15 protein-coding genes are annotated in these 14,221 nt (G+C 52.7%); 6 read left to right on the top strand and 9 right to left on the bottom strand.

The genetic code is table 11. The features are described from left to right. Nucleotides 1-213: 213 nt before the first annotated feature. Genes hflX through LK536_RS37825 form a run of 3 tightly spaced genes read right to left on the bottom strand, consistent with a single transcriptional unit; the run spans nucleotide 214 to nucleotide 3,011 of the window. Nucleotides 214-1,497, bottom strand: a complete 1,284-nt coding sequence (hflX, locus tag LK536_RS37835; RefSeq protein ID WP_227795335.1) for a GTPase HflX — start codon at nucleotides 1,495-1,497, stop codon at nucleotides 214-216. 1 nt (nucleotide 1,498) lies between these two features. Further along, entirely contained in the window at nucleotides 1,499-2,488 is a 990-nt protein-coding gene (locus LK536_RS37830) for a tetratricopeptide repeat protein (protein WP_227795334.1), read from the bottom strand. A 7-nt stretch (nucleotides 2,489-2,495) separates the two neighbouring features. Then, nucleotides 2,496-3,011, bottom strand: coding sequence for a dCTP deaminase/dUTPase family protein (locus LK536_RS37825; RefSeq protein ID WP_008721852.1), 516 nt, complete (start codon nucleotides 3,009-3,011; stop codon nucleotides 2,496-2,498). Nucleotides 3,012-3,234: 223 nt separating this feature from the next. On the opposite strand from LK536_RS37825, the gene LK536_RS37820 reads away from it, so the two are divergent. After that, entirely contained in the window at nucleotides 3,235-3,513 is a 279-nt protein-coding gene (locus LK536_RS37820) for a helix-turn-helix domain-containing protein (protein WP_008721851.1), read from the top strand. A gap of 183 nt (nucleotides 3,514-3,696) precedes the next feature. Beyond that, nucleotides 3,697-4,023 carry a helix-turn-helix domain-containing protein gene (locus tag LK536_RS37815; protein WP_008721845.1) on the top strand — a complete coding sequence of 109 codons (327 nt, stop codon included), beginning with the start codon at nucleotides 3,697-3,699 and terminating at the stop codon, nucleotides 4,021-4,023. Nucleotides 4,024-4,255: 232 nt separating this feature from the next. Here the strand turns inward: LK536_RS37815 and LK536_RS37810 are convergent, their stop codons facing one another. From LK536_RS37810 to rbr, 6 genes are all read right to left on the bottom strand, one after another. Then, nucleotides 4,256-4,882, bottom strand: a complete 627-nt coding sequence (locus tag LK536_RS37810; protein WP_008721841.1) for a manganese efflux pump — start codon at nucleotides 4,880-4,882, stop codon at nucleotides 4,256-4,258. A 102-nt stretch (nucleotides 4,883-4,984) separates the two neighbouring features. Then, nucleotides 4,985-5,776 (bottom strand): SMC-Scp complex subunit ScpB, encoded by a 792-nt coding sequence (gene scpB / locus LK536_RS37805; protein WP_025483137.1) that lies wholly within the window; start codon nucleotides 5,774-5,776, stop codon nucleotides 4,985-4,987. Between the two features lie 15 nt (nucleotides 5,777-5,791). Beyond that, on the bottom strand, nucleotides 5,792-6,592 hold the full coding sequence (locus LK536_RS37800; RefSeq protein WP_008721837.1) for a segregation and condensation protein A: 801 nt from the start codon (nucleotides 6,590-6,592) through the stop codon (nucleotides 5,792-5,794). Between the two features lie 47 nt (nucleotides 6,593-6,639). Beyond that, the gene (locus LK536_RS37795) at nucleotides 6,640-7,539 is read right to left on the bottom strand and encodes a metallophosphoesterase (RefSeq protein ID WP_130789467.1); all 900 of its coding nucleotides are present in this window, start codon (nucleotides 7,537-7,539) and stop codon (nucleotides 6,640-6,642) included. 42 nt (nucleotides 7,540-7,581) lie between these two features. Further along, a complete protein-coding gene (locus LK536_RS37790; RefSeq protein WP_506092105.1) occupies nucleotides 7,582-8,397 on the bottom strand; it encodes an HAD-IA family hydrolase in 816 nt (271 codons plus the stop codon). Nucleotides 8,398-8,507: 110 nt separating this feature from the next. After that, nucleotides 8,508-9,107 carry a rubrerythrin gene (rbr, locus tag LK536_RS37785; RefSeq protein ID WP_120057177.1) on the bottom strand — a complete coding sequence of 200 codons (600 nt, stop codon included), beginning with the start codon at nucleotides 9,105-9,107 and terminating at the stop codon, nucleotides 8,508-8,510. 156 nt (nucleotides 9,108-9,263) lie between these two features. Between rbr and LK536_RS37780 the strand changes: the two genes are divergently transcribed. From LK536_RS37780 to LK536_RS37765, 4 genes are all read left to right on the top strand, one after another. Continuing rightward, nucleotides 9,264-9,830, top strand: coding sequence for a helix-turn-helix domain-containing protein (locus LK536_RS37780; RefSeq protein ID WP_227795333.1), 567 nt, complete (start codon nucleotides 9,264-9,266; stop codon nucleotides 9,828-9,830). A 201-nt stretch (nucleotides 9,831-10,031) separates the two neighbouring features. Beyond that, a complete protein-coding gene (locus LK536_RS37775; RefSeq protein ID WP_227795332.1) occupies nucleotides 10,032-11,159 on the top strand; it encodes an ABC transporter substrate-binding protein in 1,128 nt (375 codons plus the stop codon). Between the two features lie 219 nt (nucleotides 11,160-11,378). Further along, entirely contained in the window at nucleotides 11,379-12,479 is a 1,101-nt protein-coding gene (locus tag LK536_RS37770; RefSeq protein WP_008721825.1) for an ABC transporter ATP-binding protein, read from the top strand. Beyond that, the gene (locus tag LK536_RS37765; protein WP_008721823.1) at nucleotides 12,476-14,140 is read left to right on the top strand and encodes an ABC transporter permease; all 1,665 of its coding nucleotides are present in this window, start codon (nucleotides 12,476-12,478) and stop codon (nucleotides 14,138-14,140) included. The genes LK536_RS37770 and LK536_RS37765 overlap by 4 nt, the downstream gene beginning before the upstream one ends. Nucleotides 14,141-14,221 lie beyond the last annotated feature (81 nt).

Genomic DNA, 14,221 nt, shown 5'->3' with positions numbered 1-14,221 from the left:
TCAAACCTTCACTCACTTGCACTGCGCAGCCCGCTCCCATACAGGAGCGAGCCACGAACCCATTATAGCAGACAGCAGTCAAAAACACAATATCTATGTATAACATTTTGTGTTAAACTAGATATTGTGTCTTATTACCTGTACTTATAACACTTTTGATAAATGCCCGCAAAGCCTTATTCTATCAGGGTTTTGAAAAATGCCCCTGCCGCCTCACCCTTTACCGTCCGAATAAAGACCCGCAAAAAGTTCCGCGGGCACATATGCCTTCACAGCCACACCGTCGTCCCTGTACTCCTCTTCCAGGAGCTGGCCATACCTGCGGATGGTCTGGATCCGCCCTGTCTGGGAATAAGGAAAGACCTTTTCCAGGAAAATGCGCCTGCTCCGTATGATGGTCCGGAGGATCTGTTCCAGCTCATCAATCCCCTCCCCTGTCCTTGCCGAAATCCGCACCTGGTAGTCAGAGGAAAAATCCCTGGGAACGGGATGCATCCCATCTTCTGTCCCCTCCTCATTCAGACGGTCCGTCTTATTGAACACAGTCACCGTGGTCTTGTCAACGATTTCCAGTTCACGGAGGGTTTCCTTCACCACATGCATCTGTATGTCCATCTGGGGGTTGGAACAGTCCACAACATGAAGGATGATATCGCTGTAACGCGCCTCCTCAAGGGTACTCTTAAAAGCCTCAATCAGGTGATGAGGAAGCTTGCGTATGAACCCTACCGTGTCCGTCAGGAGGATCTGCTGCCCGTCCTCCATGACAAAGCTGCGCGTGGTGGGGTCCAGGGTTGCGAACAGCTTATCCTCAGCCAGGATCCCAGCTCCGGTGAGACGGTTCAGAAGGGTTGACTTGCCGGCATTGGTATAGCCAACAATGGCCGCTGTAAGGGCAAAATCCTTCTCCCTCTGCTGCCTGGTCACCTCCCTGTGGCGCTTCACGGCCTCCAGTTCCTCCTTCAGCTGTGAAATCCGCTGATGGATCAGACGGCGGTCCGTCTCCAGCTTTTTCTCACCCGGTCCCCTGGTGCCGATGCCACCGCCCAGACGGGACAGGGAGTTGCGCATGCCCACCAGACGCACGGCCCTGTACTTTAACTGGGCCAGCTCCACCTGTATCTTTCCTTCGCGGGTACTGGCCCTGGATGCAAAGATATCCAGGATGACCATGGTCCGGTCCATGACCTTGGTGTCCAGGGAATCCTCCAGATTGCGCAGCTGGGCCGGCGACAGTTCATCGTCGCAGATGACCCCGGTTGCGTGAAGCTCCCACACAAGGTCCCTCACCTCGTCAATCTTTCCCTTCCCAAGATAAGTACCCGGATGGATCCTTTCACGGTTCTGTATGACCCGTCCCACCGTCACAGCACCAGCCGTGGCCGCCAGTTCCTCCAGTTCGTCCAGGGAAGCATCGCTTCCATCTTCCTCTCCCGTACTTACTGCAATCAATATAACCTTTTCCTGTAATTCTTCTAAATCAATCAAATCTGCCATCCTATCTTGTTTTCAAAAACGCAATTTCATGTTCCGCATCTTCATTGGAGCCAAAGACACTGACATAGTCCTCAAACAGCTCCAGGGCTTTCTTGTACTCTGATAAGTATTCGTAAGCCACGGCCCGGTTATACACCAGTTCTTTTAAAAGGGCGCGGTCTGCCTGGGCATCCTCGGCCAGGGCCGCCCAGGCCTGGGCCGGTTCAGCGCCGGAACCCAGGCTGTGTCCTGTCACGAATGTCTCATACCCCTGGTCAAACGAATCAAGAGCACCCCGGTAATCCTTTTCAGCCATCTGGCAAAGGCCCATCTGGTTATAAACCTGTCCATGCTTTATCCCTTCCTTCAACGCGTCCTGGTAAAGGCTCATGGCCTTTTCATACTCTCCCGCATCCACACAGGCGCCTCCTGCCGCAAACAGGGCCTCCAGCTTGCCTGCCTCTGCCTTGTCATCCTTAAGGGCAGCATTCCCCGCCTTATAACGGTCAATGGCATCATCCGTGCCCCCCAGATGGGCATAGCACATGCTCTGGGCATACAGATAGACAGCCGTATCCGGTTTCATCTCCAGAAGCAGGCCATAGGTATGGACAGCCGCCTCATAGTCCCTCAGCTTATACTCGGCCTCGGCCCGGTAGCCCAGCACGTCCGAATTAAACCCTTCGGACTTTTTACCTGACTTTTCCAGCGCCGCGTCAAAGGCTTCAATGGCCCCTGCATAATCCCCGGAAACCAGCTTCTCAATCCCGTCCTGGCGGAACTGCCTTTTCTTGGAGGAAGCCACGGATGAAACCACCCTGACCGTCCCCACTGCAACCAGCCCGATCAAGAGGATACACACCGCCCAGGCAGTCAATGCCTTTATGATACGCTTTCTTCTGCGTTTCCTTCTCTTTTCATTATCAACAGGCCGTCCCCCTGCCCCGCGGTAATAACCATTCCCCTGGGGCCTTTGTCCGCTGTACCCTTTGCGTGTTCCCCGATTCGCCATATGTTCCCTACCTCACATCCGTGCTTCCGAATCCGCCGTTGCGGGAACCGGTACATGCATCATCCACCGTGATTCCGAACGGAAGGAAGATTCCCTGGGCGAATCCGGTTCCCGCCTTCAGTTCAACGGTCCTTCCCTCATTGGTGTCATTGGTCACCTTGATGAACATATGTCCCTCATTATCCGAGTAATAATAATCACTGTCAATAATCCCCACCGTGTTATTCAGCTGGAGGCGGAACTTGAATCCCAGGCTGCTGCGCGGAAATATCTGCAGTACCCAGCCTTCCTCCATATTGGCGCGGATTCCCGTGGGGACCTTCACTGTCTCCCCCGGCTTTAAGGTTATCTCCACCGGGGTAAAAAAGTCATAGCCGGCCGAACCTGAGGTGGCCCGCCTTGGCAGTTGGATTCCCTCATATATTCCTGTCACCGTCTCCTGGCCTGTCCCGGGAAATGTATCAATCCAGTCAGTTTTAAACTGTTCAAAACTTACTTTTTCAAATTTTGCGATTCTCTGCATGTGTCCTCCTGTCTGAAGCCTCTGCCCCGGCCCGGAAAAATGCCGCTTCCTTTCTTCCTGCCCGGCAGTTTAAAATGTCTTTATCAGTCTATCATAAACCTGTGGATTTTTCTACTTTATTTTTTATACTTCATTATTAGATACCAAAGTTGGATTAAATCACATTACAATGAAAAACACTGCTTCATCATTAGAAATATACAGAGCTTACAGAGGGAACTTCATGAAAATTTCTTACAATCTCGAACCCAGGAAAAACCTGATTGGTGAACGTCTCTGCCAGCTTCGCAAGGACAGGAAGCTGTCACAGAGGAAATTAGCCATAAAACTCCAACAGCAGGGTTACAGCTTCACGGAACTTACCATCCTCAGAATCGAAAAGGGCCAGCGCCTTGCCACTGATATTGAGGTAATGATACTGTGCAGGTTCTTTGAGGTAGACCCAAACACCATGTTCGGTTATACGGGCAGTACAAAGGAACAGGAGGATAAAAGGAACTGATGTCCTCTCCTGTGCATGCCGTCATGGAATTCATTGGCAAAATGCTGCTTTCTAATTTTGTAATCCCACATATCCACTATATAGTGTATATCTATACATTATTTTTCAGCCTAATGTTTTCTTCGTTGCTGGGATACAATAGTACAAAAGCTTTGGAAGAAATCAGACAATGGTGGTGAAAAAATGAGTTTTGAGCTGGAACGCATCGAAGAACTATGCCAGGAACGGGGATGGAGCCACTACCGGCTGGCCATAGAGATGGATACCTCCCCCAATAATATAGGAAACCTGTTCCGGCGTACAACCGTTCCCAGTATACCGACTATCCGCCGCATCTGCGAGGTCATGGGCATTACCATTGCCCAGTTCTACAGCACGGACGGCGTACAGGTGACACTGAACGGACAGCAGGCCCGGATACTGGACCTCTATGACAAACTGGACCAGACAGACAAGGCGCGGGCCGAGTCCTACATGGAAGGTCTGTCGGCCAGGGACCAGGACCGTTAACACCGGACATGCCATACAGAAGACAGCATGCAGTATCCTTTCACTGCATGAACAAAAGGCGCCCTTTGGGACAGACGGATTATTCCGCTGCCTGCCAGAGGGCGCCTTTATGATTCCCCCCGGCAGGGCGCTCTGCCAGGGGGGTATTATTATAAGGTAGGAACACATCCTGTCCCCAGGCATCCGCACAGGCGCTGTCCGCTTCCGCCTGCACGCAGACCCAGGCTTTCGCCTATGCCAATACCTTTGTCAAAGCCAGTATCATGAGAAGGACCCCGCTGATCCAGGACAGGTCGCATTTCCACCTGGAGGCCACCTTGGCGCCCAGCCATAATCCGGCATACATCATGCACATACCCACCAGGAAAGACAGAAGCAGTGTCAATCCTGCCGGGATATCCAGAAATGCGGCCATGGTTCCGGCCACCAGGCTGTCAATGGACATTGCAAAGGCCAGGAACACGGTCTCCTTCCATCCAAGGGAAAGGGACCCATCCGCATCCGCCGCCATGGGATTGCCGTAAATGCTCACAATCACCTTAAGTCCTGACAGCGAAAAGCTTAAATCCCTGCGGGCACAGCTGTTACGGTTAATAAACGACTTGATGCTGTAATCCAGAAGCTTTACAAGCCCCAGGGTAAACAGACATACAAAACAAATGACCTTTGTCAGGCTTTCAGGTATAAAGGCATCTATAAGACTCCCCATCCCAAGGGCAGCGCCCAGGCAGCCGCTGCATATCCCATTGAGCAGCGCCACCTTCCCCCAGGCCACATGAACCTGGTTTGCACCGTAAGCAAGGCTGGCTACAAAAGTATCTGTACAGAGAGCGAATACTAAAATCAGACTTTGAAGCATAATCTCATCTTTACCTTTCCACGATTCTTTTTATCGTGGACTTTCCGGTTTCTTTTTATTTTAGTATATTCCGCTTATCCGGCTTTGGGAATCACTCCCTGTTCACTCTTCACTTGTGGCGGCGGCTTCCAGCTTCATCTGAAGCTCCTCCTCCACCTGGGCCTTAATCTCGGCCTCCTGCTCCGGCCCCACATCCGGCAGGTCCTGTACGGAACCCACGCCGAACCTGCGCAGGAATTCCTCTGTGGTGGCAAACAGGGCCGGACGTCCGGGTGCGTCCAGGCGGCCCACCTCATAGACCAGGTTGTACTCCACCAGGCGGTTTACGGCATGGTCCGACTTGACGCCCCTGATTTTTTCTATCTCCATCTTTGTGACAGGCTGTTTGTAGGCAATGATGGAAAGGGTTTCCAGCACCACCTCGGTGAGCACCTGCTTTTTTGGGGTAGCCGCCACCCGGATCAGGTTCTCATAATACGCTGCCTTTGTACACATCTGATAGCTGTCCTCCAGCTGGGTTATCTCCATACCGCTTTTGGACGAACGGTAGCGCTTTATCAGCCGCTCCACCGCCCTCCTTGCCACGTCCTGGTCCTGGCCGATGGCCACTGCCAGCTGACGCAGTTCCACGGAATTGCCCATGGTAAAGAGGACCGCCTCGATAATGGCTTCCTGCTCCTTCTCATTCTCCGTGGGCGGGAAGGACAGCTCCAGCTGTCCCGGCACCGCCTGTCCCTGACCATCCGCCGTACCCGCAGCGCTTCCCGCGGGATGGCCTGCCGCGCTTACGGCATTTTCCCCGGGCTGCTTCACCGCACCCACGGTCTTGCCGGTACGGGTCTCCACGGTACCCGCCGCTGCCTCCATTGCTTCAACTTTATCCTTCTTGCTCATCGCTTAACCATCCGTTTATCCTTCAAAATCATCCAGCCCCTCCAGATCCAGGTCCATCTCGCCGCCCTCCTGTTCCAGGGCCTCGATTTCCATGTCGCCAAAGGTTTCTTCCTGCTTCAGCTGGATTTTACCTATCTTCATCAGTTCCAGTACGGCCAGGAAGGTAACCACCACCTCCAGCTTGTCGGCCTGTCCCTCCAGAAGCTGTCTGAAGCTGAAATGCCTCCTGCTTCTGGCAAAGGTCAGAAGCTGCCCAATCTTCTGTTCCAGGCTGATGGGTTCCCTTTTAATGGTACCGAAGTTACTCCTGATAGGGTCTATCTTGTCCTCCTTGCGCTTCATTACCTGTTCAAAAATCCGCTGAAGCTTTGCAAGGGTCAGTCCGTCCAGCAGCTTGTCAAGATCCACCGGCGGCTCGTATCTGGCAACCTCCGGCGGCAGGGTGGAGCTTTTATATAAATGCTTCAGGGCGCCGTCTTCCCTGTCAGCCAGTTCATCGGCCATCAGCTTATACCGTTTATATTCCAGCAGCCTCTGTACCAATTCGGCCCTTGGGTCGATTTCCTCCCCTTCCTCGTCCACTTCCTTGGGAAGAAGCATTTTCGCCTTGATATCAAGCAGGGTGGCCGCCATCACCAGGAACTCGCTGACCACATTCAGGTCCTCCCGTTCCATGTGGCGCACATAATCCAGATACTGTGCCGTGATTTCCACAATGGGGATATCATATATATTAACTTTATTCTTCTCAATCAGATGGAGTAAAAGGTCAAGAGGCCCTTCAAAATTCTCCAGTTTGTATGATATTGTCTCCATGTGCCCACCTGTCCTGATTCTTATTACATTTCAGCCACTTTATATTATCACAGATTACCCGCCTTTTCAAACACTCTCTGCTTCTTTTTCAGGTATATCACTGCCAGCTGGGGCCGGTTGTTCAGCCTGATATTGATGGAGTGGGTTCCAAGCCCGCGGCTGACAATCATCCGCTTCCCGTTCCGCTCAAAATCCCCTGCGCACCACGGCAGGAAAAACTGGTATTGGGGGGTCATGACCCCTCCAAGACCGGGAATCCGTATGGTCCCGCCATGAAAATGCCCGGACAGGGTCAAATCCGCCCCCCAGTCAGCATAGGCATCAAAATACAGCGGCGAATGGGCCAGCAGGATCCTGAAGCCGTCCCCGTATTCCCCGGCTGCCCCAAGCTTTTTCTCCAGATACCCCCGTTCCATGTCCGGCGGCTTCTGGTACAGGGCCTTGCGGTAAAAATCCCCGTCCAGGTCCACCCCTGTTATAAGTATATCCTCCCCCAGCGGCACGGTGCTGTCCTCCAGGTAGGACACCCCCATCTTCCTGAGCGCATCCCTATATTCCTCATACAGGTTTCCATAGATATCCCGCCGCCAGGTCATACGGTTTTCATGGTTTCCATTTCCGTAAAAAACAGGATACCTGGCAGCCAGCTGCCCAAACAGCCGGAGCGGGACCTGGATGTCCCTGCTTCCTTTTTTGCTCACCATCATGTCGCCGCCGCACAGCACGGCATCCGGCTTCAGCCCGTGGATGGCCTCCACCAGCTTCTGGTTGCCGCTGCCAAATTCATTGTTATGTAAATCTGACAAAAAGACGAATGTCCTGTCCCGGGCAATCTTATCCGAGACAATGGTCGCAGCCTCCACGGAAAAATGCCTTTTTTCATATTCAGATCGGGCCAGGCAGGCACAGCCTGCCGCGCCGATTAAGCCAGCTGCTTCTCTCCACATAGAATGCTTCTTCCTCTTCCATCCTTTAAATTGTACGTACCGTTAAATTGTCCGTACCGTTCCTGTTCCGGCAGGTTCAAATGTCCCGTCCTCAAACAGGCCGATTACATCTGCCAGGCTGCTGCACCTGGCTGTCAGAAGTTTTGACAGTCCCTCATCCGGCTCGTCCTGGTCCGGCACCATTATGGGAAGGAATCCCCCTGCGTGGGCTGCCTTGATACCGTTAAAGCTGTCCTCCAGGATGATACATCTTCCCGGCTCCTCCCCCAGCACCTTTGCCGCCATAAGGAAAATGGCAGGATTCGGCTTTGCCTCCTTCACCATATCCCCATATATGTATTCGTCAAAATATCCGTCCAGCCCCGCGCTTTTCACATTGCCCTGGGTCCAGCCTTCGCTGCTGGCCGTGGCAACGGCGGTCTTCACGCCGCGCTCCTTCAGATAGATAAGCAGTTCCTTCAGTCCCGGCTTTACCGGAACCCCGTTTTCCCGGATCCACTGGTAGGAATATTGGCGCTTTTCCTCAAATATGGCATCATAATCCAACCCACCGCCAAACTTTTTCAAAAAGGCTTCCTTTACCTTATCCGGCTTGCAGCCCCGCAGGTCCCTCAAAAATTCCTTATCCAGGCAGATGCCATATCTGTGGGCCGCCTTTTCCCAGCCTTCAAGCGCCAGACGCTCCGTGTCAAACATAAGGCCATCCTGGTCAAATATGACTGCATTGATTTTAACCGCCATCTGATTTTCTCCTTCATCATCATTGATTCCGCCGGACCTATGCGCCGTGGCATATCCCTGCATACGCGCCGTGGCATATCCCTGCATACGCGCCGTGGCGCATCCTGCCGTATGCACAGCATGATATAATGTCCGCCATGTCTGCGGACATTATACCATCTGTCCCATGCTTTGTAAAACCAAAATTCCCGGTCAGGCCCGTGGCAAAGCGGTTTAAGAAGCCAGGGTCATGCCTTGAGGTACCACGGAGAAAGCTCCTGGCCTGCAAAATATCCCTGGTCGTGGCGGCAGACCGGACAGTACTGGGGCGGCTCTTCCCCCTCATAAATGTATCCGCAGTTGGTGCATACCCAGCTGTTCTTTTCCTGGCGCGCATAAAGCCTTCCCTCTCCCAGAAGGTCTGCCAGGTAGCGGAAGCGCTCCCCGTGTGTCTTCTCAATTCCTGCTATCATTCGGAAGGTGGCTGCAATCTGGGTAAATCCTTCCTTTTCAGCCACCTCCGCAAAGGATTTGTATACCACGTCATGTTCCTCATATTCATTGTGGGCAGCCGCATTTAACTGGGCCAGGGTATTCTTCTCCAGGTCCACCGGATAACCTCCGTCAATGAATATGGTTTCCTTATCCAGCGGTTTCAGATAATCATAGAAAATCTCCGCGTGTTCCTTTTCCTGGTCAGCCGTGTACCGGAATACCATTTCAACCATGGGCATCTTCTGCTCCTTGGCCAGTCCTGCCGCAAAGGTGTAGCGGTTCCTTGCCTGGCTCTCCCCTGCAAATGCCCGCATCAGGTTTTTTGCTGTCTCGCTTGACTTAAAATCCGTCATATAAAATCCTCCTTCAGCTATAACTCTTTGTTCACTCCTAACTATGCCCAAAAACCTCTCTTTTATTCCCATTTTTACCAATCATCCTTGTATTTGCATGGCCTACATGTTATAATCCAGTTATTGATAATAACCACATAAAGAGGAGGAAACCCTATGATCCGCTATGACCGCTTATGGGTCACCATGGAAGCCCGCGGCATGACCCAGTACAGGCTGATTAAACGGCTCAATTTCAGTGCCGGACAGATTGGCCGCCTGAAGAAGAACATGCACGTATCCACCCACACTCTTGATACCCTGTGCACCATCCTGGGCTGCGACATCTGCGACATCATAGAGTACATTCCGGAGGGAGGCCCCGGGGATGCCTCTGACAGCATGGCCCCTGCTTCATCCGGCGCACCTTCACCGGACGGCTCCATCTTTACGGACGGCTCCATCCCAACAGACGCCCCCATTTTAGCAGACGGCTCCATTTTAACGGACGGCTCCATCCCAACAGACGGCCCTATCCCAACAGACGCCTCTATCCCAACAGACGCCTCCATCCCGGCAGCCAGCCAGGCCAGGACCGGTGAATCCCCAGCCAAGGCGAAAAAGTCCGAATCCGCCAAGGGCGAAAAGTCCAAGAAAGCCGGGAAATCCAAAAAAGGCGATAAGAAATCCGCCAAAGAGGGTAAGGAAGGCAAGAAAAGCAAGGACAGCAAGAAAAACAAGTAGACAAGTGCATCCGGCAGATAAAAATCACTAAGCATTCAGCCATATCCGCAGACAGTCTGGAAATTATCTCTCATTTCTGGCTGTCTGTTGTTTATTTTCCACCTTTTTGTAGGATTGTCGGATTTACTTTCCATGGCCGGATGATAGAATTGACTTATAGGAACAAATGTAAATCAACACATAAGGGAGGAGCGATTCAGAATGAGAAAATTCCAGAAAGTAACCGCATGTATCATGGCAGCAGCACTGGCAGCTACCGGATGTTCCGGCGCAGGCGGGACAAAGGCACCGGAAGAACCTGCCAGGACAGAAGCAGCCGGTACCCAGGCCGGTTCCGGCACACAGGCGGATTCCGGTACCCAGGCATCCGATTCCGGCGGGGAGGAACCGGTACTTGTGGTCTACACAGCCAGAAGCGAGGCTTTAAACAATGCGGTGATTCCTGAGTTTGAGAAGGATACCGGCATCAAGGTGGAGGTCGTGGTTGCCGGAACCGGAGAACTGTTAAAGAGGGCACAGTCAGAAAAGGATAATCCACTGGGCGATATTTTCTGGGTTGCCGACCAGACCATGCTTTCCTCTTCCAAGGACCTGTTCATGGAATATGTCTCCCCGGAAGACAGCAACATGCTGGAGGCATTCCGCAACAACACAGGATATTTCACACCGGCATTTGCCGACCCCACTGTCATGATTGTCAACAAGGACTTGAAGGGAGACATGAAGATTGACGGTTTTGAGGACCTTCTGAACCCTGAATTAAAAGGCAAGATTGCATTCGGCGACCCGGTCAACTCCAGCTCCGCATTCCAGTCACTGCTGGCCATGCTCTACGGCATGGGCAAGGACGGCGACCCGCTGTCAGACCAGGCATGGGATTATGTGGACCAGTTCATTGCCAACCTGGACGGCAAGATGTGCAACAGCTCCAGCCAGGTATATAAAGGCGTTGCCGAAGGCGAGTACGTGGTGGGCCTGACCTGGGAAGACCCGGCTGCCAACTATGTAAAGGAAGGCGCTGCTGTTGAAGTGGTGTTCCCAAAGGAAGGCGCCATATTCCCCGGGGAATCCGTACAGATCCTAAAGGGCTGCAAGCATCCTGAGAACGCCAAGAAGTTCGTGGATTACATGCTCTCTGAGAAAATCCAGAACGCGGTGGGTTCCAACCTGACCGTACGGCCGCTCAGGAAAGATGCCACACTGGCTGACTATATGACTCCACAGTCTGAGATTAAACTGTTTGACAATTACGACGAGGGATGGGTTGCAGAGCACAAGGTCGAAATCACCAACCTGTTCAGCGAACACATGGAGACTTCCATGGATTAATCAGATCATCATGTGCCGGACCTGCCTGTCACCTCTATGCTGAAGGCTCCGGCACAGCCAAACAGAATAAGGACTGCCCTGCACCTGACCATCATCCTGCATTGGAACCGTGTGATTGACCGCACAGCTCCAGCCGCCTCCCCCGGCGGGCAGTACCCGTCAGATACGGCAGTCCTTTTCTGTCCCCAAAAACAGGATATTGAAGGAGGTTTTACAGGTATGAGTGTAGCAATCAGCATTGATAATGTAATCAAACGTTTTGGAAAGGATACCATCATAAACGGCCTGTCCTTAGATGTAAGGCCCGGCGAGTTCTTCACCCTTTTAGGCCCCTCCGGCTGCGGCAAGACCACGCTGCTGCGCATGATCATCGGCTTTAACACCATTGAGGGCGGCGAGATTAAGATAGACGGCAAGGTAATCAACGACATTCCCACCAACAAGAGGAACATGGGCATGGTATTCCAGAATTACGCCATATTCCCCCACATGTCGGTCCGTGACAATGTGGCCTTTGGCCTTAAGAACAGGAAAATACCCCAGGCCCAGATTGAATCCCAGGTGGACGATATCCTGAAGGTGGTGAAGATAGACCATTTAAAGAAGAGGATGCCCACCAAGCTCTCCGGCGGCCAGCAGCAGCGGGTTGCCCTGGCAAGGGCCATTGTCATCCACCCGGAAGTACTTCTCATGGATGAACCCCTCTCCAACCTGGACGCCAAACTGCGTGTGGAAATGCGCAATGCCATCAAACGGATCCAGCAGCAGGTGGGTATTACCACCCTCTATGTAACCCATGACCAGGAGGAGGCGCTGGCTGTGTCCGACCGGATTGCGGTAATGAACGGAGGCGTCATCCAGCAGATTGACACCCCCAAGAACATCTACCAGCGCCCGTCCAACCTTTTCGTATCCACCTTCATCGGGCTTTCCAACATCATGGACGGAACCATCGACCTGTCGGATGGCTGCACACGGGTCAGGATCGGTGACTACACGGTTGCCATGGATAACCTGAATGACACGGTTTTCCAGGGCCAGCCCGTAAAGGTATCGGTACGGCCTGAGGAGTTCATCATCAGCCGTGACAGCCAGGAGGGCATACCGGCCATTGTGCGCAGCAGCGTATTCCTCGGGGTCACCACCCATTATTTTGTGGAGACAGAGGACGGCAGGGAGATGGAGGTCATACAGAATTCCGATATCTGGGATATCATCCCGGACCACACCCCGGTGCGCCTGGGCGTACAGCCGGCCAAAATCAATGTATTTAACCAGGAAGGCACTGAGAGCCTTATTGTCAGGAGGGAGCACGCATGAGATATGCAGGAGAGAAAAAACTCAATATATGGATTGTCATGGCACTGGGAATCCTGGCCTTATTCATTCTCTTCGTGGTCTATCCCCTGGTCCTGGTGCTTTATAAAAGCGTACTGTCCGAGGATGGGCAGCTGAGCTTTGCTTATTTCACCAAATTCTTTGCAAGGAAATATTACTGGAGCACCCTGGTCAACAGCTTTAAGGTGACCATCGTGTCCACTGTGGTGGCTGCCTTCCTGGGCCTGGTAATGGCTTATGTGCTGCGCAGCGTACAGATTAAGGGCAGCAAGTACTTAAACATACTGATTGTCATTTCCTATCTCTCACCGCCCTTCATCGGCGCCTACGCATGGATCCAGCTGCTGGGCAGGAACGGCTTCTTCACCAAGATCCTCAACGGGCTGTTCCATGTGAAGCTGGGAGGCATCTACGGGTTTGCAGGCATTGTGCTTGTATTCTCCCTCCAGTCCTTCCCGCTGGTTTACATGTATATCTCTGGCGCGCTTAAGAACCTGGACAATTCCCTGAACGAGGCAGCGGAAAGCCTGGGCTGCACCGCATTCCAGCGGGTGATGCAGATCATCGTCCCCCTGGTAATGCCCACCATGCTTGCCAGCTCCCTGCTGGTATTCATGAGGGTGTTCTCCGACTTCGGCACCCCCATGCTCATCGGCGAGGGCTACAAGACATTCCCGGTACTGATATACAGCCAGTTCATGGGCGAGGTCAGCACGGACGACCATTTTGCAGCAGCGCTCTGCGTCATTGTCATCGCCATCACCCTGGTGCTCTTTTTCCTCCAGCGCTATCTTGGCAACCGTTTCACCTATTCCATGACAGCCCTGAAACCCATGGAAGCAGAGAAATGCACCGGCGCCAGGAACATCCTGTCCCACCTGTTTGTCTACGCAGTGGTGCTGATTGCCATCCTGCCGCAGATAACGGTCATCATCACCTCCTTCCTGGCAACGGGCGGCGGTACGGTGTACACAGGCGGCTTTTCACTGGAGAATTACAGGAACACGCTGTTTTCCAAGAATAACAACAGCGCGATTTTCAACACCTACCTGTTCGGTCTGTGCGCCATTGCCATTGTGGTGGTCCTTGGGATCCTGATTTCCTATCTTACGGTCAGGAAGAAATCCTTCCTCACAGGCATACTGGATACGGTTACCATGTTCCCATACATCATCCCCGGTTCCGTGCTTGGTATCTCCTTCCTGTATGCATTTAACAACAAGCCCATGCTGCTCAGCGGTACCGCAGTCATCATCATCATTTCCCTGTCCATACGCAGGATGCCCTACACCATCCGTTCCAGCACGGCCATCATCGGACAGATCAGCCCCAGTGTGGAGGAAGCCGCCATAAGCCTTGGATGTACGGAGACTAAATCCTTTGTCAAGGTGACGGTACCCATGATGATGTCAGGCGTGCTCTCAGGGGCCATCATGAGCTGGATTACCCTGATCAGCGAACTTAGTTCCTCCATCATCCTTTATACCAGCAAGACCCAGACACTGACCGTGGCCATCTACGCAGAGGTCATCCGCAGTAACTTCGGCAACGCGGCAGCTTATTCCACCATACTGACCCTGACCAGCATTGTTTCCCTGTTGGTGTTCTTTAAGGTGACGGGAAGCAACGATATCAGCATTTAAACCATCATATGGCTTATTATGGCTGAAGGACTGCCGGAAGTATGATATAATCTGAATGTGGACAGATATGGGTCCACATTG

Origin of the sequence: Clostridium pacaense, assembly GCF_020709765.2 — a bacterium.
Taxonomy (GTDB): Bacteria; Bacillota; Clostridia; order Lachnospirales; family Lachnospiraceae; genus Enterocloster; species Enterocloster hominis.
This window is presented reverse-complemented; position numbering and strand designations above follow the sequence as displayed.